20 protein-coding genes are annotated in these 21,559 nt (G+C 71.3%); 9 read left to right on the forward strand and 11 right to left on the reverse strand.

Features of this window, described 5'->3' with window-relative positions:
* The first annotated feature begins 220 nt into the window (after window positions 1–220).
* The 3 genes from VT50_RS13385 (at window position 221) to htpG (ending at window position 3,091) form a co-directional block, all read left to right on the forward strand.
* A complete protein-coding gene (locus VT50_RS13385; protein WP_079343827.1) occupies window positions 221–667 on the forward strand; it encodes a nitroreductase family deazaflavin-dependent oxidoreductase in 447 nt (148 codons plus the stop codon).
* A 163-nt stretch (window positions 668–830) separates the two neighbouring features.
* Window positions 831–986 (forward strand): hypothetical protein, encoded by a 156-nt coding sequence (locus tag VT50_RS39595; protein WP_167396600.1) that lies wholly within the window; start codon window positions 831–833, stop codon window positions 984–986.
* 158 nt (window positions 987–1,144) lie between these two features.
* Window positions 1,145–3,091, forward strand: coding sequence for a molecular chaperone HtpG (htpG, locus tag VT50_RS13390; protein ID WP_046086058.1), 1,947 nt, complete (start codon window positions 1,145–1,147; stop codon window positions 3,089–3,091).
* Window positions 3,092–3,145: 54 nt separating this feature from the next.
* On the opposite strand, the gene VT50_RS13395 is transcribed toward htpG, so the two are convergent.
* On the reverse strand, window positions 3,146–3,796 hold the full coding sequence (locus VT50_RS13395) for a TetR/AcrR family transcriptional regulator (protein WP_046086057.1): 651 nt from the start codon (window positions 3,794–3,796) through the stop codon (window positions 3,146–3,148).
* Between the two features lie 35 nt (window positions 3,797–3,831).
* Here VT50_RS13395 and VT50_RS13400 point away from each other — a divergent pair, with 35 nt between their 5' ends.
* Entirely contained in the window at window positions 3,832–4,782 is a 951-nt protein-coding gene (locus VT50_RS13400; protein ID WP_046086056.1) for a serine/threonine dehydratase, read from the forward strand.
* 63 nt (window positions 4,783–4,845) lie between these two features.
* On the opposite strand, the gene VT50_RS13405 is transcribed toward VT50_RS13400, so the two are convergent.
* Window positions 4,846–5,328: a VOC family protein gene (locus VT50_RS13405; RefSeq protein ID WP_046086055.1), complete on the reverse strand. Its 483-nt coding sequence runs from the start codon at window positions 5,326–5,328 to the stop codon at window positions 4,846–4,848.
* Window positions 5,329–5,385: 57 nt separating this feature from the next.
* On the reverse strand, window positions 5,386–6,120 hold the full coding sequence (locus tag VT50_RS13410; protein WP_053048549.1) for a MerR family transcriptional regulator: 735 nt from the start codon (window positions 6,118–6,120) through the stop codon (window positions 5,386–5,388).
* 135 nt (window positions 6,121–6,255) lie between these two features.
* On the opposite strand from VT50_RS13410, the gene VT50_RS13415 reads away from it, so the two are divergent.
* A complete protein-coding gene (locus VT50_RS13415) occupies window positions 6,256–8,505 on the forward strand; it encodes an ATP-binding cassette domain-containing protein (RefSeq protein ID WP_046086054.1) in 2,250 nt (749 codons plus the stop codon).
* Between the two features lie 60 nt (window positions 8,506–8,565).
* On the opposite strand, the gene VT50_RS13420 is transcribed toward VT50_RS13415, so the two are convergent.
* From VT50_RS13420 to VT50_RS13430, 3 genes are read right to left on the reverse strand one after another with little or no spacing between them, the layout of a single operon-like run.
* Complete coding sequence (locus tag VT50_RS13420; RefSeq protein WP_046086053.1) at window positions 8,566–10,149, reverse strand: PTS ascorbate transporter subunit IIC; 1,584 nt, start codon at window positions 10,147–10,149, stop codon at window positions 8,566–8,568.
* 23 nt (window positions 10,150–10,172) lie between these two features.
* Complete coding sequence (locus tag VT50_RS13425; protein ID WP_046086062.1) at window positions 10,173–11,030, reverse strand: PTS sugar transporter subunit IIAB; 858 nt, start codon at window positions 11,028–11,030, stop codon at window positions 10,173–10,175.
* Between the two features lie 29 nt (window positions 11,031–11,059).
* Entirely contained in the window at window positions 11,060–12,313 is a 1,254-nt protein-coding gene (locus tag VT50_RS13430; RefSeq protein ID WP_046086052.1) for an MFS transporter, read from the reverse strand.
* Window positions 12,314–12,369: 56 nt separating this feature from the next.
* On the opposite strand from VT50_RS13430, the gene VT50_RS13435 reads away from it, so the two are divergent.
* Complete coding sequence (locus VT50_RS13435; protein ID WP_046086051.1) at window positions 12,370–12,990, forward strand: CGNR zinc finger domain-containing protein; 621 nt, start codon at window positions 12,370–12,372, stop codon at window positions 12,988–12,990.
* A 13-nt stretch (window positions 12,991–13,003) separates the two neighbouring features.
* On the opposite strand, the gene VT50_RS13440 is transcribed toward VT50_RS13435, so the two are convergent.
* The 3 genes from VT50_RS13440 to VT50_RS13450 all read right to left on the reverse strand — a co-directional run bounded on the left by VT50_RS13440 (window position 13,004) and on the right by VT50_RS13450 (window position 16,443).
* Entirely contained in the window at window positions 13,004–14,602 is a 1,599-nt protein-coding gene (locus VT50_RS13440) for a sodium/solute symporter (RefSeq protein WP_053048548.1), read from the reverse strand.
* Complete coding sequence (locus tag VT50_RS13445) at window positions 14,599–14,931, reverse strand: hypothetical protein (RefSeq protein WP_046086050.1); 333 nt, start codon at window positions 14,929–14,931, stop codon at window positions 14,599–14,601. The genes VT50_RS13440 and VT50_RS13445 overlap by 4 nt, the downstream gene beginning before the upstream one ends.
* A 168-nt stretch (window positions 14,932–15,099) precedes the next feature.
* Complete coding sequence (locus VT50_RS13450; protein WP_107424793.1) at window positions 15,100–16,443, reverse strand: PucR family transcriptional regulator; 1,344 nt, start codon at window positions 16,441–16,443, stop codon at window positions 15,100–15,102.
* Window positions 16,444–16,713: 270 nt separating this feature from the next.
* On the opposite strand from VT50_RS13450, the gene VT50_RS13455 reads away from it, so the two are divergent.
* Window positions 16,714–17,163, forward strand: a complete 450-nt coding sequence (locus VT50_RS13455; RefSeq protein WP_046086049.1) for a nuclear transport factor 2 family protein — start codon at window positions 16,714–16,716, stop codon at window positions 17,161–17,163.
* Window positions 17,164–17,276: 113 nt separating this feature from the next.
* Here the strand turns inward: VT50_RS13455 and VT50_RS13460 are convergent, their stop codons facing one another.
* Window positions 17,277–17,723, reverse strand: a complete 447-nt coding sequence (locus VT50_RS13460; RefSeq protein ID WP_046086048.1) for a hypothetical protein — start codon at window positions 17,721–17,723, stop codon at window positions 17,277–17,279.
* A 197-nt stretch (window positions 17,724–17,920) separates the two neighbouring features.
* Here VT50_RS13460 and VT50_RS13465 point away from each other — a divergent pair, with 197 nt between their 5' ends.
* Window positions 17,921–18,838, forward strand: a complete 918-nt coding sequence (locus tag VT50_RS13465) for a lytic polysaccharide monooxygenase auxiliary activity family 9 protein (protein WP_053048547.1) — start codon at window positions 17,921–17,923, stop codon at window positions 18,836–18,838.
* A gap of 172 nt (window positions 18,839–19,010) precedes the next feature.
* Here the strand turns inward: VT50_RS13465 and VT50_RS13470 are convergent, their stop codons facing one another.
* Window positions 19,011–20,204: an MFS transporter gene (locus tag VT50_RS13470; RefSeq protein WP_046086047.1), complete on the reverse strand. Its 1,194-nt coding sequence runs from the start codon at window positions 20,202–20,204 to the stop codon at window positions 19,011–19,013.
* A gap of 292 nt (window positions 20,205–20,496) precedes the next feature.
* Between VT50_RS13470 and VT50_RS13475 the strand changes: the two genes are divergently transcribed.
* On the forward strand, window positions 20,497–21,558 hold the full coding sequence (locus VT50_RS13475) for a mechanosensitive ion channel family protein (RefSeq protein ID WP_046086046.1): 1,062 nt from the start codon (window positions 20,497–20,499) through the stop codon (window positions 21,556–21,558).
* Window position 21,559 lies beyond the last annotated feature (1 nt).

The raw sequence follows: 21,559 nt of genomic DNA on the forward strand, positions 1-21,559 counted from the left end.
CCCTCGCCCTCCCCCGGCCAACGCCGCTTGACGGCGTAACGAACCCCCAGCCCGCGGACCCCGGCCCGCGGGCGGAACCCCCAGCCGGGCGACCGTTCCCCTCGTGTCGCCGCCCCGACGGCCGGAGCCCTCGGGATGATCTCGCGTACTCCCCGTGTTGACCATCGGCACGGGGAGACACAAGGCGAGTTTCCGCACACGAGACAAGGGGACGGACATCATGCCGTTGCAGGGTAAGTACGAGCCGAGCCCGACGAAGTTCGTACGCGATCAGGTCGAGCTGATCGAGAGCTCCGGTGGCACCGAGGGCACGACCTTGCGGGGCTTTCCCGTGGTCGTCCTGACCACGCTGGGCGCGAAGAGCGGAAGGATCCGCAAGACCCCGCTGATGCGGGTGGAGCACAATGGCACCTATGCCGTCGTCGCCTCGCTCGGCGGCTCCCCCAAGCATCCGGTCTGGTACCACAACATCCTGGCCGACCCGCGGGTCGAGCTGCAGGACGGCCCGCTGCGGCAGGACATGACCGCGCGCGAGGTCACCGGCGAGGAGAAGGCCCGGTGGTGGCAGCGCGCCGTCGAGGCGTACCCGGACTACGCCGACTACCAGACGAAGACCGACCGCCAGATCCCGGTCTTCGTACTGGAGCCGGCGCCCACCGCGCACTGACCCGCGGGTCCCGGTGCGTCGCGGCGCGTCCCCACGCGTTGCGGCGCGCCGGGGACTTGTGGATCATGGGAAGCCCCCGTGTGATCAACGTCAAAGCATGGCTGTTTGATAGATCGGGTAGCCGGGCGCCGACCCGGAATCCGTACCCAAGGAAGTGCACCGCATGACCACGACAAACCCCTCAGACTTCGTACCGATCTACGACAGTCTCGTGGCCGAGCACGGCGACGTCCCCGCGGAGGCCCGGGAGGCGGCCGAGGAGATCCAGCGCGAGGCCGCCGAGGCCCTGGACTGGAGCAGGGTGCGCGGCGGCGGCTGACGCCCTGCGGCCCCGTCGCCGGGGGCCACCGCGACCGACTCCGGGAGCGGCCGTCCGTCATCTGGCCGGAAGGCCGCTCAACACCCCTCACCTTCGATAAGCTGCCGATGACGCACGGTGCTTGATGGCGTCGACACATATCTCACGAGGGGAAACAGTTGACTACAGGGGTCGAGACTTTCGAGTTTCAGGTCGAGGCACGACAGCTTCTGCAGTTGATGATCCATTCGATCTACTCGAACAAGGACGTCTTTCTGCGCGAGCTCATCTCCAACGCGTCCGACGCGCTGGACCGGCTGCGCCTCGAATCACTCCGCGACGAAAACCTCCAGGCGGACACCTCTGATCTCCATATCGCCATCGAGATCGACCAGGAGTCGCGCACGCTGACCGTCCGTGACAATGGCATCGGCATGTCGCATGAGGGGGTCGTGGAGCTCATCGGCACCATCGCGAACTCCGGCACCGCGAAATTCCTCAAGGAACTGCGGGAGTCGAAGGACGCGGCGGCTTCCGCGGATCTCATCGGGCAGTTCGGGGTGGGCTTCTACTCCAGCTTCATGGTGGCCGACGAGGTGACCCTGGAGACCCGTCACGCCGGGGAGAGCCAGGGCACCCGCTGGGTCTCCAGCGGCGCGGGCACCTACACGATCGAGCCGGTCGACGAGGCCCCGCAGGGTACCTCCGTGACGCTGAAGCTCAAGGCGGAGGACACCGAGGACCACCTCTACGACTACGCCTCGCCCTGGAAGATCCGGGAAATCGTCAAGCAGCACTCGGACTTCATCACCTGGCCGATCAGGATGGCCCCCGCCCAGGCCCCGGCCACCGCGGACGAGGCGGAGCAGGCGGAGGAGGGCGAGGAGAAGGCGCCCGAGCTCGAGACCGTCAACTCGATGAAGGCGCTGTGGGCCCGTCCCAAGGACGAGGTCACCGACGAGGAATACCACGAGTTCTACAAGCACATCAGCCACGACTGGGCCGATCCGCTCGAGACCATCCGCATGCAGGCGGAGGGCACCTTCGAATACCAGTCGTTGCTGTTCATTCCGGCCCGGGCACCGCAGGACCTGTATATGCAGGACCGCAAGCGGGGTGTGCAGCTCTATGTGAAGCGCGTCTTCATCATGGACGACTGCGAAGCGCTGATGCCGGAATACCTCCGCTTCGTCAAGGGTGTGGTGGACGCCGCGGACCTCTCGCTGAACGTCTCGCGGGAAACCCTTCAGCAGGACCGCCAGATTCAGCTGATGCGGCGCCGTCTGGTGAAGAAGGTGCTCTCGACGGTGAAGGACATCATGTCCTCCGACGCGGAGCGCTACGCGACCTTCTGGAAGGAATTCGGCCGCGTCCTCAAGGAAGGTCTCCTGGGCGATCTGGAGAACCGCGAGGCGATCCTCGAGGTGTGTTCCTTCGCCTCGACCCATGACGCCGAGCAGCCGACCACGCTGCGCGGTTATGCCGAGCGCATGAAGGACGGGCAGGAGCACATCTACTACATGACCGGCGAGTCCCGGTCGATCGTGGAGAGCTCGCCCCATATGGAGGCGTTCCGGGACAAGGGCTTCGAGGTGCTTCTCCTCACCGACCCCATCGACGAGCTGTGGGTCGACGCCGTGCCGGAGTTCGACGGCAAGCAGCTCCGTTCCATCGCCAAGGGGCAGGTCGACCTCGACTCCCAGGACGAGAAGGACGAGGAGGCGGAGGCCGAGCGGGAGCAGCGGCAGAAGGACTTCGCCGACCTGCTCTCCTGGATGACGTCGACGCTGAGCGAGCAGGTCAAGGAGGTGCGGCTGTCCTCGCGGCTGACCACCTCCCCGGCCTGCATCGTCGGGGACACCTTCGATGTCACCCCGGCCTTGGAGAACATCTACCGCTCGATGGGCCAGAGCCTGCCCCAGATCAAGCGCATCCTGGAGCTGAACCCCACCCATCCGCTGGTCAGCGGGTTGCGCAAGGCCCATGCCGAGCGCCAGGACGACAGCGGTCTCGGCGAGACGGCCGAGCTGCTGTACAGCATGGCGCTGCTCGCCGAGGGCGGTGAGCTGAGCGATCCGTCGCGCTTCATCAAGCTGGTGGCCGAGCGGGTGCAGCAGACGCTGTAGCCACGCCGCGGCGTGAGGGGGCGGGCCCGCTCGGGCCCGCCCCCTTCGCGTCGGTCACCGTCCGGGGCAGGCCGCCGCTGAGGCGTCGATCAGCTGCCGCAGCGCGCCGTGGTAGACCTCGTGGTCGGTCAGCGCGGGCAGGACGGCACCCAGGTTTCCGGTGAGGGCCGGGAAGTCCTCGGGGTCCAGCGCGGCGAGCGCGGTGCGCGCGGCGGTGCGCACCTGTTTGGCGCTGCGGTGGTCGACGAAGGCCACGGCGCCGAGGGTGAGCAGATACAGCCGCCGGTAGACCCGGATCGCCGCCTCGGGGGTCATTCCGGCGGCGATGCTGTGCGCCAACTGCGGCTCCACGAGGCGGCTCAGCAGATGCGGCCCCCACCAGGCGCGGCCCGACCGCAGCGCGACCAGCCCGGGGTGCTCGATCAGCGCCTCGTAGAACGCGGCGAAGCGGGCCTCGGTGGCGGCGGCCCAGTCCTGGTCCTGCCCCACCAGCGGCATCCGCGCGGCCAGTCGGTCCGCGCACGCGTTCACCAGACCGTCGAAGTCGCCGCAGCGACGGAAGACCGTGGCGTGGGAGACCCCCAGCAGTTGCGCCACCCTGCGGAAGCTCAGCGCCTCTGGCCCCTCGTCGTCGACGACGGTCAGGGCGGCCTCGGCGATGGCCTCCAAGGTGGGCTGGTCGACTCGGCCCCGGTTGGTTCGCACGGTCAGAGCGTACCAGTGGTTGTTACACTGTTTCAGTGACTATTTCCCTTGCGGACGTAACTGCCGCGGCCCAGCGGGTCGCGGGACATATCCGGCCCGTGGCGCTCGCGCCGGTGGAGCAGGGGGCGTGGGGTGCGGCCGAGGGGTGGCTGGCCCTGGAATTCCTCCAGTACACGGGCACCTTCAAGGCGCGGGGCGCGTTCAACTTCATCCGGGCCCACCGGGAGGCGGGCACCCTGCCGGACGCGGGCGCCGTCATCGCCTCGGGCGGAAACGCGGGGCTGGCGTGTGCCTGGGCGGCCGCCCAGCACTCCGTGCCCGCCACCGTGTTCGTGCCCGAGACCGCGCCCGCGGTGAAGGTGGACCGGCTGCGGGCGCTCGGCGCCGAGGTCCATCAGATCGGCACCGAGTACGCCGACGCGCGGGACGCCGCCCAGAAGCACGCCGCCGAGACCGGTGCCCTGCTCTCCCACGCGTACGACCACCCGCTGATCGCCGCCGGGGCGGGCACCGTGATGGAGGAGATCCTCCGGGCCCGGCCCGACCTGGACACCGTGGTGGTGGCGGTCGGGGGCGGCGGCCTGTTCACGGGTGTCGCGGTGTCCGCCCTCGAGCACGGCGTGGGGGTCGTCGCGGTGGAGCCGTACGGATGCCGGGCCCTGAACGCCGCGCTGGAGGCCGGGGCGGTGGTCGACGTCGCGGTGGACTCGGTGGCGGCGGACTCGCTCGGGGCCCGCCATGTGTCCTCGGCCGCGCTGGAGTGGGCCCGCAAGGACGGGGTGCGGTCCGTCCTGGTGTCCGACGAGGCGATCGTCTCGGCGCGCCGGGTGCTGTGGGACGACCGCAGGATCGCGGTCGAACACGCGGCGGCCACCGCGCTGTCGGCCCTGACCTCCGGCGGGTACCGGCCGCGGCCCGGGGAGAAGGTCGCCGTACTCCTCTGCGGCGCCAACACCGACCCCGCGGACCTCACCCACGGCCGTTAGCGGTACGACGGGCCGGTACGGCAGCCTGACCGGATGCCGTACGGGCCCGCCGCCCCGGACCGGCTACGCGCCGTCGTGCGCCGCCCGCAGCGCGGCGATGTCGAGCTTGCCCATCGTCATCATCGCCTCGGTGGCCCGCCTGGCCTTCTGCGGATCCGGGTCCGCGACCATGTCGAGCAGGGCGGTCGGGACGATCTGCCAGGACACCCCGAACTTGTCCTTCACCCAGCCGCAGGGGCCTTCCTCGCCGCCCTCGGAGAGCTTGCTCCAGTAGTAGTCCACCTCGTCCTGGTCGGCGCAGTGCACCTGGAAGGAGATGGCCTCGCTGAAGGTGAACTCCGGCCCGCCGTTGAGCCCCACGAACTTCTGTCCGTTGGCTTCGAACTCGACGGTCAGCACGCTCCCCGCCGGGCCGCCGGGCTCGACCCCGGTGTAGTGGGTGATCCGGCCGAGCCGGGAGTTCTTGAAGATCGAGATGTAGTGCTGTGCCGCCTCTTCGGCCCGGCCGTCGAACCACAGACACGTGGTGAATCCGTCGCTGGCCATCGGTACCTCCTGCGCTCGGGAGCGTTTACCCCTACAGACCGCTCCCCCGCCGGGAACTCATCGGTCCTCGGCCGACCCGTTTTCCGTGAGGTAGTGGTGCAGTCGGCAGGAGCCTTCGAGCATGGCCGCGGCGCGCCGGGCGATCCCCTCCTGACGCCGGGCGATGACCGCGCGCAGGGCCTCGCTGCTCCCCGTGCGGCGCAGTCCCTCGAGAACGGGCCGGATCTGGGGCAGCGGATAGCGGACCTGGCGCAGCAGGTCGACCATCCGGGCGTCCCGGACGTCGTGCGGCCCGTAGACCCGGTAGCCGGTGCTCCGGTCGCGCCGGGGGCGCAGCAGCCCGGCCGACTCCCACACCCGCAGGGCCGAGGTGCGCAGCCCCAGACGGGCGGCCACCTCGCCGATGCGCAGCGGCCCGGAGCGGGACGGCGCCGAGGTGTCCGGGGTCTGCTCGGCGACCGCTTCGAGCGCCTTCGCCGCCGCCTCGAGGGAGAGCCGCTGGTCATGGAGCGCGGCGTGTTCGGCGTTGACCAGGGTGAGGGCCAGGGCGACGTCCTCGTCGTGGACGGCCCGCATGACCGCGCGGGCGGTCTCCGCGCCGTAGCCCGGCATCATGGCCCGGTAGGTCACCAGGGCCCTGCGGTGCCGGTCGTCGAGCCGGCGGTATCCGGCGGAGGTGCGGGTGGCCGGGGGCAGGACACCCGCGTCGACGTAATTGCGGATCTGCTGGGTGGAGACACCCGCCATCCTGGCCAGGTCGACGGGGCGCAGCGTGCCGTCCGTACGGCTCACGGTTCGTCACCTTCACGTTGAGGGTTCACCGGGGAGTTGAAGGTTAGCGTCGGCTCCATCACGGCGCATCCGGCAGGGGTTTGGCGGAATGCCGGGAAAAGTCTCAACATGCACTTCAATGAAACACTTGAAGGCATGGATGTCAGTGAAATCAAGGTCCGTGGCGCCAGGGAGAACAACCTCCAGGGCGTGAGTGTGAACATTCCCAAGCAGCGGCTCACGGTCTTCACCGGTGTCTCCGGATCCGGTAAGTCCTCGCTCGTCTTCGACACCATCGCCGCGGAGTCGAGGCGGCTGATCAATGAGACCTATGCGGCGTTCGTCCAGAACTTCATGCCGACGCTCGGCCGTCCTGACGTCGACTCGCTGCGGAATCTGAGCGCGGCGATCATCGTGGACCAGGAGCCGATGGGCGCCAACTCCCGTTCCACCGTGGGCACCGCGACCGATGCCCACACCCTGCTGCGGATCCTGTTCAGCCGGATCGGCAGCCCGTACGTCGGCCCTCCCCTCGCCTTCAGCTTCAACACCGCCGAGGGCATGTGTCCGCGGTGCGAGGGGCTGGGCCGGGTCACCGACATCGACATCGGCCAACTCATCGACAGGGAGAAGTCGTTGAAGGAAGGGGCGATCACCGTCCCCGGATTCGAGGTGGACAGCTGGCACTGGCAGGTTATGGCGGCCTCCGGCCTTTTCGACCCCGATACCAGGCTCCGGGACTACACCCCGGCCCAGTGGGAGGACTTCCTCCACAAACCGGCCACCAAGGTCAAGGTGGGGAAGAACAACCTCACATACGAGGGTCTGGTGACCAAGGTCCGCCGGCAGTACCTGGCGAAGGACCGGGAGACGATGCAGCCGCGCATGCGCGCGTTCGCCGACCGGGCCATGACCCTGGCCGAATGCCCCGAGTGTGAGGGCGCCAGGCTGTGCGAGGCCGTACGGTCCTGCCGGATCGACGGCCGTTCCATCGCGGACTGCTCGGCCCTGCAGATCAGCGATCTGGCGGAGTTCACGCGCGGGATCCGGAACGATTCGGTCGGCCCCGTGCTGGAGAACCTGCGCGCGCTCCTCGACTCACTGGTCGAGATCGGCCTGGGGTATCTGAGCCTGGACCGGGAGTCCGGCACCCTGTCCGGCGGCGAGGCCCAGCGGGTGCGGATGGTCCGGCACCTGGGCTCCAGCCTGACCGATGTCACCTATGTCTTCGACGAGCCCACGGTGGGCCTGCACCCGCATGACATCGAGCGCATGAACCGGCTGCTGCTCCAACTGCGGGACAAGGGCAATACGGTGCTGGTCGTGGAGCACAAACCGGAGACCATCCGGATCGCCGACCATGTGGTGGACCTGGGGCCCGGCGCCGGGGTGGCGGGCGGGCGCGTCTGCTACCAGGGCGATCTGGCGGGCCTGCGCGGGTCCGACACCCTCACCGGGCGCTATCTGGACCACCGGGTGCGGCTGCGGGAGAAGGTACGGCAGCCCACCGGGCAACTGCCGGTCCGGGGCGCCCGGTTGCACAATCTGCGGGATGTGAGCGTGGACATCCCGCTCGGTGTGCTCACCGTCGTCACCGGTGTCGCCGGATCGGGCAAGAGCTCCCTGATCCACGGATCGCTGTCCGGGCGGGAGGAGGTGATCGTCGCGGACCAGTCGGCGATCCGCGGCTCCCGCCGCAGCAACCCGGCCACCTATACGGGGCTCCTCGATCCGATCCGGACGGCCTTCGCCAAGGCCAACCGCGTCAAACCGGGGCTGTTCAGCGCCAATTCGGAGGGCGCCTGCCCGCGGTGCAAGGGCATCGGGCTGATCTACACCGATCTCGCCATGATGGCCGAGGTGGCCTCCGTGTGCGAGGACTGCGAGGGGAAGCGGTTCCGGCCCGAGGTGCTGACGTACCGGCTGCGCGGACGGAACATCAGCGATGTCCTGGGGATGTCGGTGGCCGAGGCCCTGGAGTTCTTCGCCACCGGTCAGGCCCGGGTGATCCTGGACCGGCTGGCCGCGGTGGGGCTGGGCTATCTGGCGCTGGGCCAGCCGCTCACCACGCTCTCCGGGGGTGAGCGCCAGCGGCTGAAGCTGGCCATCAACATGGCGCGCAGCGGTACGACATACGTCCTGGACGAGCCGACCACCGGGCTGCACCTCGCCGATGTGGACCAGTTGCTCGCCCTGCTCGACCGGCTTGTCGACACGGGCAACACGGTCGTCGTCATCGAACACCACCAGGCCGTGATGGCCCATGCGGACTGGATCGTCGACATGGGTCCGGGGGCGGGCCACGACGGCGGTCAAGTGGTGTTCACCGGCACCCCAGCCGACCTCGTGGACGGCGGGGGCTCCCTCACCGCCGTCCATCTGCGCGACTACGTCAAGCGGACATGAGCCCGCGCCCTGGTGGTCCCGTCGGCGGGACCACCAGGGCGGCACGGCGCGGCGGGCGCGTCAGGGCGTGGCGGGCGCGTCGGGCTTGGCGGGCGCGGGCGGGGGTGCCGGGGCGCCCGCGGGCGGCGGGATCTTGGCGTAGGCGGCCGTGGTGGTGCCCGTCCCGTTGGGCGCCGCGGCGCGCTCGCGCGGCATCAGGGCGTCACGGGCCGCGCCCGGGTCCCACCCGGTGTCGACCACCCGCTTCTGCACCAGGATCGCGGCCCCGAGGACCGCGAGGCCGAGCAGCACGATGACCACGAGCCCGGCGGCGCCACCGGCCTTGCCCGCGTTGCCGATGAGCGCGCCGAACCAGCCGAAGTCGGCGTCGCCGAAGGTGGTGTTCTGGTCGCCGAACGCGCCGAGCACCTTGAGCAGCAGGGCGGGGAGGAAGGTGATGAGCAGCCCGTTGAGGAACGCCCCCACCACCGCGCCGCGCCGGCCGCCGGTCGCGTTGCCGTAGACCCCGGCCGCGCCGCCGGTGAAGAAGTGCGGCACCAGACCGGGCAGCACCAGGGCGAGGCCGAAGGCCGGGTTGAAGACCCAGGTGAGCAGGGCCAGGCCGATCAGCCCGCCGGTGAAGCTGGAGATGAAGCCGATCAGCACCGCGTTCTGCGCGTACGGGAAGACGATGGGCGCGTCCAGCGCGGGCAGGGCGCCGGGGACGACTTTCTGCGCGATCCCCTGGAAGGCGGGGACCAGCTCGCCGAGGATCGTACGGACGCCGAAGAGGATCACGGCGACCGCGATGCCGAACTGCAGTCCCTGCATCACGGACTGCATCAGATAGTTGCCGGTGTCGGTGGCCACGGCGCCGCCGGTGCCCGTGGCGAACGCCTTGAAGGCGGCCTTCTGCCCCTCCTTGACGAGCAGGAGGACCGCCATGACCAGGTAGATCAGCAGCATCGACAGGGCGGTGGCCACCATCGAGTCGCGCAGGAAGCGCAGTCCCTCGGGGAGCTTCATCTCCTCGGTGGAGCGGCTGCGCTTGCCGACCGCCCTTCCGGCCGCGCCCGCCACGATGTACCCGGCCGTGCCGAAGTGGCCGATGGCGACGGTGTCGCTGCCGGTCACGCGCTTGGTCCAGGGGTGCGCGAACGCGGGCATCGCGACCAGCATGATGCCCAGCAGCACACCGCCGACGGCCACCACGACGATGGTCGAGCGGCCACCGCTGGCCAGGACCACGGTCAGCAGCGTGGCCATGAAGAGCATGTGGTGCCCGGTCAGGAAGACATAGCGGAGCGGGGTGAACCGGGCCAGCAACAGGCTGACCACGAAACCCAGGATCATCAGCCAGGCGACCCGGGAGCCGAACTGGTCCTGGGCGATGCCGACGATGGCCTCGTTGGTGGGGATGACGCCGTGGGCGCCGGTGACGCCCTGGATCATGGTGCCCAGTGGGGCGAGGGAGTCGGTGACCAGCCCCGCTCCCGCGCCGATCAGCAGAAAGCCGAGGGTCGCCTTGATGGCGCCGCCGATGATCTGCCCGGTGCTCTTCTTCATCGCGATGAGTCCGACGGCGGTGATGATGCCGATCAGATACGCGGGCTCGCTCAGAATCTCATTGACGAGAAACGTGGCGAGCGTGACAAACCAGCCCATGGTGCTTCCTCTGTCCCCGTCGTTCAGACGTCGTACGTGTCCCGTAGCACCGCGTCCACCTCGGCGGTGCTGGTGAAGTCCTGGATGACCTTGACCGGCCGCCCCACATCGCCCAGGGTCCTGGCGATCTCACGGGAGGTGAGCAGGGCCACGGCCTCGGATGCCTTGCCCTTCGCGGAGATGGTGTCGGTGGCCTCCACGGTGATGAACCTCGACCAGCCCCAGCGGTCCAGCACCTGCTCCAGGGTGTTCTTCAGGAACAGGCTGGTGCCGACGCCGTTGCCGCAGACGGTGAGGATCTTGTGCAGCGAGTCCGCCCGGGGCTCGGCGGGTTCGGCAGCGGTGGCGGGTTCGGGGGTGGCGGAGGGTCCGGAGGCGGTAGCGGGTTCCGAGGTGGTGGCGGGTGCGGACTCCTCGGGGCCGTCCTCCGACGGCTCCCCGGCCAGTACGGCGTGCAGCTCCTCCGGGGTGGGCGCGGCGGCGAGGGCCGCCGCCGTGCCGGGGTCGCCCAGGAGCCGGGCCAGGCTCGCCATCGCGGAGGTGTGCGCCGAGGAGTCCTGGGCGGCCAGGGCGACGACGAGGGTGACGGGGTCGTTGGACTCATGCCCGAACTCCACGGGCTCGGCGAGCCGGACCCAGGACATCCCGGTGGACAGCACCGCCGGGGACGGCCGGGCGTGGGCGAAGGCCACACCGGGCGCGATGACGATGTACGGCCCGTTCTCCTCGACGTTGGCGACCATCTCACGGGTGTACTCGTCGGTGGTGGCTCCCGTTTCCACCATCAGACGGCCGGCGGCGGCTATCGCCCCACGCCAGTCGGCCGCCCGTACGTCGAGCCGGACGGCCGCGACGGGGAGCAGGTCTTTGAGGTCTTCCATGCAGGTCATCATGGATGACATTGGCTCCGTCACACAGCCCCCGGGGGCGGAAACGGAGCGACATCCTCCGCAGTGTCCCGCAAGCATACGAAGACGAGAACCGCGAGCGCCTCGCACCCCCCGGCCGCCACCAGGGCGCCGGGCAGCGACCAGGCGGCGAGCGGACCGGCGAGGGCCGCGCCCAGGGCGAAGCCGGTGATCTTCAGGCTGGCGCCGGTGGTGAAGACCTGGCCGCGCAGCCGCTCGGGCGCCTCCCGGTGGCGGACCGCGAACAGGGCCGTGAGCTGGGGCCCCTCGGCGGCGCCGGTGAGCAGCGCGGCGGCAATCAGCGCGGCCGGGTGGCCGGTGGCCGCGAGCAGGGGCGCGAGGACGAGCAGCAGGGCCCCGCCGAGGAGCACGGTGTCCGGACGCGGCGGGCGGGGACGGCGGGCGAGGGGCACGGTGTCCGGACGCGGCGGGCCGGTACTGCGGGCGAGGACCGCGTTGGCCACGAGGGCCGATGCGGCGGCGGCGGACAGCAGCAGCGCGCCACGGTCGGCGCCGCCGAGCACCGCCGCGCCCAGCGGCGGCCAGCAGCTGAGCAGCGCGCCCTGGCCGACACAGGAGACGACGGAGGTGGCGGTGGCCCGGGCCAGGGGCCGGTTACGGACGATGGCGCGCAGCCCGGCGGTGAGGTCGGTGACGACCGACGTACCCGGCGGCCGGGCCGACGGGGCCGACCGCGCGGGCGCGGGGAGCGCCCAGGCGGCGGGCAGCGCGAGGCCGATCAGCGCGATGGACACCGCCACGGCGGCCGGTGCCCCGGCCGCCCCCGCGACGGCCCCGGCGAGCGCGGGCCCCACCAGCGCGGCGAGGCTGAACGTCATGGCGTCGAGCACGGTGGCGCGGGGGAGGCCCGGCGGCGGCGCCACCCGGGGCAGTTGGGAGGTCCACCCCCCGGACAGGGCCGGTCCCGCCAGCCCCGTACCCACGGCGAGGAGAACCGTGAGGGCGAACGGCAGCCGCTCCAGGCCGAGAAGGATCGCGGTCAGCCCCGCCGCGTAGAGGGCGAGCGCCGCGGCCAGCAGCCGGCCCGGCCGGGCCGAGCGGTCGAGCAGCACGCCGAAGAGCGGTCCGCCGACCGCCGCCGCGGCCATGATCCCCGCCAGCAGCACCGGGCCCGAGGCGGGCGAACCGGTGAGCACCGGCCCGGCCAGCAGCAGCGCGGGACCGGAGGACTCGTCCCCCGCACGGGCGGCGGTCGCCCCGCCCAGATAGCACCCCATCGCGTAACGCCCTGGCATGCCCAGCACATTACGGGGCTAACGCAAAACTCCACCAGGTGCGTTACATTGGCCGGATGCCTTCGCCTTCGAACGACGACTGGTCGACCCGGCATTCGGTGCGGGCCACCGCCCGGCGGACCGCCGCCCTCGTCAACGCCCTGACCGCGGAGCCGGAACCGGACCCCGCCGCGATCGCCGTGCTGCTGCTCGACCACGGTGAGTCCGGACCGCTCGAGCTCACCGCCGACGATGTCGCGGGGATGCGCGCCGCCGCGCTGCGGCTGCGCGAGGTGTTCGCCGCCGGTCATGTCGACGAGGCCGCCGGAGCGCTGAACCGGCTGCTGCGGGAGGGCACGGGCCCGCTCCGGCTCAGCTCGCACAACGGCGCCTCGCCCTGGCATCCGCATCTGGACAGCGATGACGAGGCGCCTTGGGGCGAGTGGTTCCTCGCCTCGTCGTGCATGGCACTGACCGTGCTGCTCTGGGAGGGGCAGCGCCCGCCCGGCGGGCTGTGCTCCTCGCCGAGCTGCGGCGATGTCTTCCTCACCGTGGGCAGCGGACCGGAGCGCCGCTACTGCTCACGCCGGTGCGCGACCCGTGAGCGGGTGGCCGCCCACCGGCGCGCCAAGGCCGGGGCCGGGTCCCGGACGCCGTCATCCCGGCTCCGTGAGAACGCCGCAGCCCCGACTCCGTAAGGGGATCCACGCGTCAGCCGGTGCGCATCGCATGGGGCGTGTTCCCCCGCGCCGGGTCCTGGACATGCCTGGCCCGCCGCCCGCGCCCGCCGAACCGGGAGCCGAGCCAGCCGAGCAGAAATCCGGCCGGGATGGTGATCAGGCCCGGATTGCGGAGCGGGAACCAGTGGAAGTCACGCTCGGGGAAGACCGCGAGCGGGTTGCCGGAGATCGCCGGGGAGAAGACTATGGCCACGGCGGTGAGCAGAAGCCCCCCGTACAGCGCCCAGCGCAGTCCGTTCACCGTGAAGCCGCGCCACAGAGTGCCGTAGAGCACGATCGGCAGCAGGGCCGAGGCGGCGGCCGCGAAGGTGAAGGAGATCAGGACCTGCCGGTTCCAGTCCTGGGTCACGATGGCGAGGACGACGGCCACGACGCCGACCACCACGATGGCCGTACGGGCGGCGGCCAGCTCCCGGTTCGCCGAGAGCCCGCCCTTGAAGACGACCTTGGCCAGAACGTCATGGGCGAGGGAGGCCGCGGCGGCCAGGGTGAGTCCGGCGACCGCCGCCAGGGTGGTGGCGACGACCGCGCAGGCCACGACGGAGAAGAGCAGACTCTGGTCGGCCTCCCCCGCCGCCGGGTCCAGGGCGAGGGTCAGCACCAGCAGCGAGTCGCTGCCGGTGGGGTCGGAGGCGCGCAGGGCACGCCCGCCGACCACGGCGGTGGCTCCCGCGCCCACGATCACGATCAGCCCGAGGATGGTGGTGACCGCGCCCACCGCCCAGGTGGTGGCGGCGCGGGCGGCCCGCATGCCGCGGATCGGATGGAGCCGCATGGTGAGGTGGGGCATGCAGGCCGCGCCGAGGGCGAGGGTGAGCTGGACGCTGATGACGTCCAGGCGGCCGCTGAAGGACTCCCCGTACTGACGGCCGGACTGCCAGAAGCCGTCGCCGTAGCCGCTGGCGTCGGCCGCGGCGCCGAAGAGGGTGGCCGGGTTCCAGGAGAAGCGCTTCAGCACCAGACAGGCGAGCAGGACGAACGCGGCGAGCAGCAGCACCGTCTTGAGGATCTGGACGAATCCGGTGCCCTTCATCCCGCCGAGAGCGGCGTAGCAGACCATGAGCGAGCCGATGAAGATGGTGCACCCGGTGACCGCGCCGCTTCCGGGGATGCCGAGCAGCAGGGCCAGCATGGCGCCCGCGCCGTTGAGCTGGACCAGCAGCAGCGGCATGACGACCACCAGCACCACGACGGCGGTGCCGGTCCGGGCGGGGCGTTCGCTCAGCCGCTCGGAGAGGACGTCGCCGAGGGTGAACCGCCCCCGTCCGCACAGCGGTCCGGAGAGGACCAGCATGAACATCAGGATGGAGAGCACGGTGGAGGTGGCGATGAGCACCCCGTCGAACCCGGCCAGGGCGATGGTGCCGGTGGTGCTGAGCACGGTGGCGGCGGAGATGTAGTCGCCCGCGATGGCCAGGCCGTTCTGCATCGGGCTGAGCGCGCCGCTGCCCAGGTAGAACTCGGTGGGGTCGTCGTTGCCGGTGGCCGCGAGGATGCACAGCAGCAACGAGACGGCCATGAAGCCCGCGAAGAGCACGAACGCGAGCGTTCTGGGGTCCAGGAAGCTCACCGCTCCCCCTCCCCCTCGGCGCCGGTCCGGCGGTGGGCCCGGGCCAGGACGGTGAGCAGCACCGCCGTGTCCAGGCCGATCAGCATGGCGCCCACGGTGAACCCGCCGCCCGCACCGAGGTTGACGATGCCCTCGGCGGCGCAGTTGACCACCACGGCGGCCACATGGCAGGTGAGCGCGGTGCAGGCCACCCGCGCCGGCCAGGGCCACGGCCGCTGCCACGGTGAGCGCCGTGTCGGCGGAGGCGGCGCCGCGGAGCGGGACGGGAACGTGGCGGTGCGGGACGGATCGGACGGGAACGGACCCCAGGGGTGGTCGTGGTCGGACATGTCGCGGCTCCTTGTGCGGGTTCCATCCCGGGTCACCGGGCCGGAATCGCCACGACAGCAGGTCAGAAGGGTGGCGTACAGCCCAACCCGCGGACCGTGTGACGGGCGCACATGCTCGGCACGGAGCCGTTGTGCACGCCCACATCGGCTCAGGAGGGCGGGTGGCTCTCAGGGCGTCAGCAGCCGGTGAGCGGACAGCGCGAGCGACAACTCCATGACCTCGCGCGGGTGGTCGAGCGAACGCCCGGTCAACTGCTCGTAGCGGCGCAGCCGGTTGAGCACCGTATTGCGGTGGCAGAACAGCAGCCCGCCCGCGCGGCGCGCCGATCCCCCGGCCTCCAGCCAGGCGGCCAGCGTCGCCAGCAGCATCTCCCGGTCGGCGGACTCCAGGGCCAGGACCGGTCCGAGCATCCGCTCGGCGAGCGCGGTGCCGAGGTCGGGGGAGGACACCACCAGCGCCTCCGGATAGCGCTCCTCCAGCAGCGCCACCGCCCCGGCGGCCGGGCGGGTGCGCAGCGCCGTATCGGCGAGCTGGCGGGCCGTGTTGACCGCGGCGAGGCCGGTCACGGCGGGGCTGACCCCGGCCCGTGCGCCCCGCGGTACCTCCAGCGCGCGCACCAGCCGCTCCGCGCCGGTGTCGCGGTCGCGGTCACCGCCGCCGTCGCGGTCACCACCGCCCTCGCCCTCGCCGAGCAGCACGATGGCGTGGGCGGTGCCCTCCGCCGTGTGCCAGACGGCACGGAGTCCTTCCCCCATCTCGACCGGGTGCGGCGTCCGGCACGGTGCCTCGGCGTCCTCGAGCGCCACGACCGCGTAACGCCCCTGCTCGGGCAGGCCGAGGACCTGCTCCGCCTCGGGGAAGTCGCTCACCCGGGCGGTGCCGTCGAGCAGGGCCGCGACGATGATCCGGGAGCGGTTCTCCCGGTGCCAGGAGAGCTGCCGCTCGACCTCCTGGTACGCCCTGGCGACGAGGGTGCAGTGCTCATCGACGAAGTTCCACACATCGGCGGCGACATGGACCAGCGACTGGGCGCCGAGCGGGTCGTCCTTCGACGCGGCCTCCAGGAGCTGCTCCCAGACGACGGTGCAGCCGATCCGGTACGCGTGCAACAGCGCGTCCAGCGGAAAGCCCTGTGCGGCGCGGTCGGTGCCGATCCGCCACGCGCAGGAGCGGGCCGATTCGCGCGTCTCCTTGGGGCGCACCAGCGAACGCACATTGTGGCTGAGCGAGTCGTGGACCTCCCGCCACACCCCGTGCGGGTCCACGGCGGCGGAACGGTAGACGGGCTCCCGCTCCTTCATCAGCGCGACGATACGGTCCGTCAGCCGTGGCACCTCCTCGATGAGCACCCGGGCGGCGCGGTGCAGCAGCGCCACGGTCTCGGCGTCGGCCCGCGACCGGATCGGCGGACGCGCGGCGGGCATCCGGGGCGGCCGGACCCGGTCGGCGGAAGGGCGTGGGGCGCGGCCCATGGCGGGGACGGAAGCGCGGGAGCCGGTGACGGGGTGCATGGACGTTCCTCCACCTGTGACGGGCAATGCGCAGCTCAACACGGCAGTGAGGCCACGGCCAGGTTTGATACCAGAGCCTCCAGGACTATTGCACCATCGGCATACCGCTGGGTCGGTGCCTTCCGCGAATTCTCCCGAACGCCCGGCGGGCAGCTTCTCCGGAACGCACGGCGGGCAGCGGGCGATGCCGCGACACGAGGGCGGGGTCCCTCCGCCGATCGGAAGCGCATATGCTGTCGATCACTTGATGCCTCGGGGGGAGAGTTCCGCATGCTCGATCGTCTGGCGGTCCATGAGCTGATCCACCGCTGGTGGTTCGCCTTCGACGAGGGGCAGTTCGACGTCTGGCCCGAGCTGCTGACCGAGGACGTCCACATCACCTCCCGCTCGGACACCGGCGACTCCCCGTACGAGGAGTTCATCGCCTCCGACAACCGGGGCCGCGAGCAGGTGATCGCCTGGCAGCGGCAGCACCGCGAGGCGGCCACTTATCCACTGCGCCACAACGCCTCGAACATCCACATCGAGCGGGTCGACGGCGATGACATCTCGGTGGTGTCGTACATGTACGCCACCAACATCACCGACGGTCAGGTGACCCCGATCGCCAGCGGGGTGGTCCGCTGTGTGGTCCGCTCCGACGGCGCCGCCTACCGCCTCGCGGAGTTCCACATCGTGCTGGACACCCACGCGGTGGCCTTCACCGAGCGCCAGGCATAGGCCCGAGTGGCGCGGCTCGCGCCGCACGACGATGGCGGCGGTCACCTCGAAGAGGTGACCGCCGCTCCCCCGTGTGTTCCCTCGTCGGCCCTGCCGACCGCTTGGCCCCGGACTTACCAGCCCTTGGTCACGCGGTAGGCCTTCAGGGATCCGCAGTTCGATCCGTAGGTCCAGGTGGACTGGTTCTCGATGCCCCCGGCCCAGTCCACACACTTGCCGCGCCCGTCGCCGTACACCGGGCCCGCGTACGAGGTGTACGCGCCGCCGTCCTCGGCCGCCTCGTCGGCGCCCTGAACGTACAGGTAGGCGAACATGGGAACCGCCTTGCCCGTGGCGTTCCGGACGGTGACCACGCAGTTCTTGCCCTTGGCGGAGTTGTAGGTGAGGAAGACGGTGCCCTTGGAGCCGATGGGCGCCGAGTTCACCACCTTGTACCCGCTGCCGCACACCCCGTTGTACGAGGCCGTGGCGGCGGCGGACGCCTGGGGCGCCAGGGCTACGGTGCCCGCGATGGCGGTGGCGAGGGCCGCGGTGGCGGCGATACGACGAGAAAGATTCATTTGTCCCCCTTAATGATTCTTCATGGGCGTAGGCGCTGTTTGCGTCTGCCCAGGGAGACATGTGGAGATGACGGATGGTTGTACGCCGTCATGGGACGGGTTCCGGCGGTCCGTTGAACGCACGGACCGGGCTTCCCGTACTCCCCGGGACGGGCGAGCCCGCCCGTCGCCGCACCGCCGCCGGAGGGCCGCACCGGATGATCTCGTACCGCACCGCCGCCGTGGGCGCTCTTCTCGGGGCCCTCCCCTGCCTGTTCACGGCGCTGGCCGCGCCGCCCGCGCAGGCGCACGGGGCGCCGACGGATCCGGTGAGCCGGACGTTCGCCTGCTCCCCCGAGGGCGGGGGCGCGGCGCGGTCGGCCGCGTGCCGGGCGGCGCGGGCCGCGGGCGGCCCGGAGGCGACGGACTGGGACAATCTGCGGATCGCCGGGGTGGCGGGCAGGGACCGGGAGCGGATACCGGACGGAAAGCTGTGCAGCGGCGGCCTGGAGGGGTACCGGGGCCTGGACCTGCCGCGCGCCGACTGGCCTTCGACGCGGCTGTCGGCCGGGGCGGACCTCACACTCACCTACCGGTCGACCATCCCCCACACGGGGACCTTCGAGCTGTATCTCACCAAGGAGGGCTACGATCCGACGCGGCCGCTGAAGTGGTCCGACCTGGAGGAGAAGCCGTTCGCCACGGCCAAGGACCCCGCACTGGCGGACGACGCGTACCACGTCAAGGCCACGCTGCCCGCGGGCCGGACCGGCCGTCAGCTGCTCTACACGATCTGGCGGAACACCAGCACCCCGGACACCTACTACTCCTGCTCCGATGTGGTGTTGAGGGCCCCGGCGAAGGATTCGCCGGACGAGGGCCCGTCGTCCGGGGCCGCCGCCCCGCCGTCCCGGACCGCCACGAAGCCCGCAGAGCCCGCGGAACCCGCGGAACCCGCGGAACCCGCGGAGCCGTCCCGTGCCGCCGCCACACCCGCGCGGTCCGCCTCCTCTGCCGCCACCGCCGATGAGGGTGACGGCAACACCACTCCGGTGCTGCTCGCCGGTGGAGCGTCGGTGCTGGTGCTCGGCGCGGGTGTCGCCGCCACGGTACGAAGGCGACGGCCGCGCCGCTGACCGGCCCGATCAGCCCGATCGCCCCCGCCGGCGGTCCCCGCCCCGCCGTCATCGACACCCACGCGCGGGACGGCCAGTTTCCCAGCGGCCAACTGCCGGTGCGGGCGGTCCTGGAGCGGTAGCGGGGGTCCCTCAGCGGCCGGGCCTCGGCGATCGGCTCCGGTGGTCGGCCTCAGCGGCTGAGCCCCCGCAGCCGCAGCAGGCTGGCTACGGCCAGCAGGGCCACACAGCCCGTGAAGATCAGCCCGGCGCAGCGCAGCCCGACCGCGACCGTGAGCGCGCCCACACCGATCACCGGAATCGAGATCGCCAGGTACATCAGCACGAACAGGGCCGAGGTGACCTCGGCGCGGTGGTCGGCCGGGCTGTGCTCCGTCACCACCCGTACGGCCGCGTGGAACGACAGCCCCTGCCCCGTCCCGGCGATGACGGCGCCGAGCACCAGCAGCACCAGCGAGGCGACCGCCAGCGAGACCGCGATGGCCGCCATACCGGCCACCAGCACCGCACATCCCCCGGGTAGCGAACGCCCGGGGCCCAGCCGCCGCCCCAGCGCCTGCCCGGCGATCGAGGCGGCGAACACCGAGAAGGCCACGCCACCGGCGACCGCGAGGTTGCGCTCCCCCTCCACCTGGCTCAGGAACGTGGGCGACACCGAGGTGAACAGGCCCAGCGTGGCGAAGCCCGCGAACCCCGCCATGGCCGCGGCGGCGAACGTCGCGCGCATCTCCTTGGGCACCCGCAGCCGCTGCGGCCGCAGCGGCGGTCGGCGCCGTGTCCGTACGGTCTCCGGAAGGGCGAGCACCACGGCGGCGCCCACCGCCACCAGCACCAGGTCCACCACGAACACCAGCTTCAGCGGCGCCGGGGCGTACTGCGCCAGCACACCCGCCAGCAGCGGGCCGAGCCCGAGCCCGCCCAGGTTGGCCCCGGTCGCGAGGAGGGTGGCGGCACGGCGCCGGTGCTCGGGCGCGAGCTCGATCACCATCACGGTGGCGGTGCCGGTGGCCAGACCGGCGGACAGCCCCGACAGGGTGCGGCCCGCGAACAGTTCGGGCAGTCCCCGGGCGAGGAGGAACGACACCGCGCTCAGACCCGACAGCACCAGGGCGGCCAGCATGACGGGCCGTCGCCCGACGAAGTCGGACACGCTTCCGAGCAGCAGCAGCGCGACGATGACCCCGGCCGCGTACACGGCGAAGATCACCGTGACCATGAACGAGGAGAAGCCGAACTCCCGCTGGTAGAGCGAGTAGAGCGGAGTGGGCAGCGTCGTACCGCACATCGTGACCACGAAGGCGTAGGCGGCCGCGAGAAACGGCCATCCCCTCTTGGCGTCGTCCCTGTCACCGTGGCGGCTCTCCATACGGCCCGATTCCACCACACCACACCCGTCCGTCCCCCGCGCTGGCGCGCCGCCTCCCGCCTGGCGAATTACGTGCGGTAGCGGGGCATCACGTCATTCGGCCCTCATCGGATGCGGCAGGATGACACCTTACGCCGGAGCCGTACACCTGTACGCCCGGCGCCTCCCGCAGAGCCCAGGCACGAGCAGGTGACATGGTGAACCCCCAGCACTCCAGACCGGAGACCGCACCGCCGACGGCACGCCGTACGGCCGCCTCTGACGCGCCCTCCGGCAGCGCGGACGGTGGCCGGTGAACCGGGATCTCACCCTGCACGATGTCATCGTCGTCGGAGCCGCGCTGATCTGCGGCGCGGCCGGTGGTGTGCTGTTGCGCCTGACCCTGCGCTGGCTGGGTGAGCGGGCCAGGGCCACCCGATGGAGCGGCGACGACATCATCGTCGACACGCTGCGCACGCTGGCGCCGTGGGCGTCGATGGCCGCCGGTGTCGCCGCCGCGGCCGCCGCGCTGCCGCTGAACCGCACGGTCCGCCATGACGTCAATCAGACGCTGGTGGCGATGCTGATCCTGGTCACCACGGTCACGGCGGCGCGGGTGGTGGCCGACCTGGTGCGCTCGCTGGCGCTGTCCCGCTCCGGGGTGGCGGGAACGGCCAGCATCTTCGTCAACATCACCCGGATCGCCGTGCTGGCGATGGGTGTGCTGATCCTGCTGGAGACGCTGGGCGTCTCGATCGCTCCCCTGCTCACCGCCCTGGGCGTGGGCGGTCTGGCGGTCGCCCTGGCCCTGCAGGACACGCTGGCCAACCTCTTCGCGGGGGTGCACATCCTGGCCTCCAAGACGGTGCAGCCCGGCCACTACATCCGGCTCAGCAGCGGGGAGGAGGGGTACGTGGTCGACATCAACTGGCGCAACACCGCGGTGCGGCAGCTATCGGACAACCTCGTCATCATCCCGAACGCCAAGCTGGGCAACACCATCATGACCAACTTTCACCAGCCCGAGCAGCAGATGTCGGTCATGGTCCAGGCGAGGGTCGGCTACGGCAGCGATCTGGACCACGTCGAGCGGGTGACCGTCGAGGTGGCGGGGAAGGTGATGTCCGGCGTCGAGGGCGGCGTCGTCGACCACGAGACGAGTGTGCGCTTCCACACCTTCGGAGAGTCCGGCATCGACTTCTCGGTGTTTCTGCGGGCCCTGGAGTTCAGCGACCAGTACCTCATCAAGCATGAGTTCATGAAGGAGCTGCACCGCCGGTTCCGCGCCGAGGGCATCGAGATCCCGCTGCCCACGCGGACGCTCGTACTGCCCGGCCAGGACCGGGCGCCGCTGCCGGGCCAACCGGTGATCTGAC

The organism is Streptomyces antioxidans (assembly GCF_000968685.2).
GTDB classification, from domain to species: domain Bacteria; phylum Actinomycetota; class Actinomycetes; order Streptomycetales; family Streptomycetaceae; genus Streptomyces; species Streptomyces antioxidans.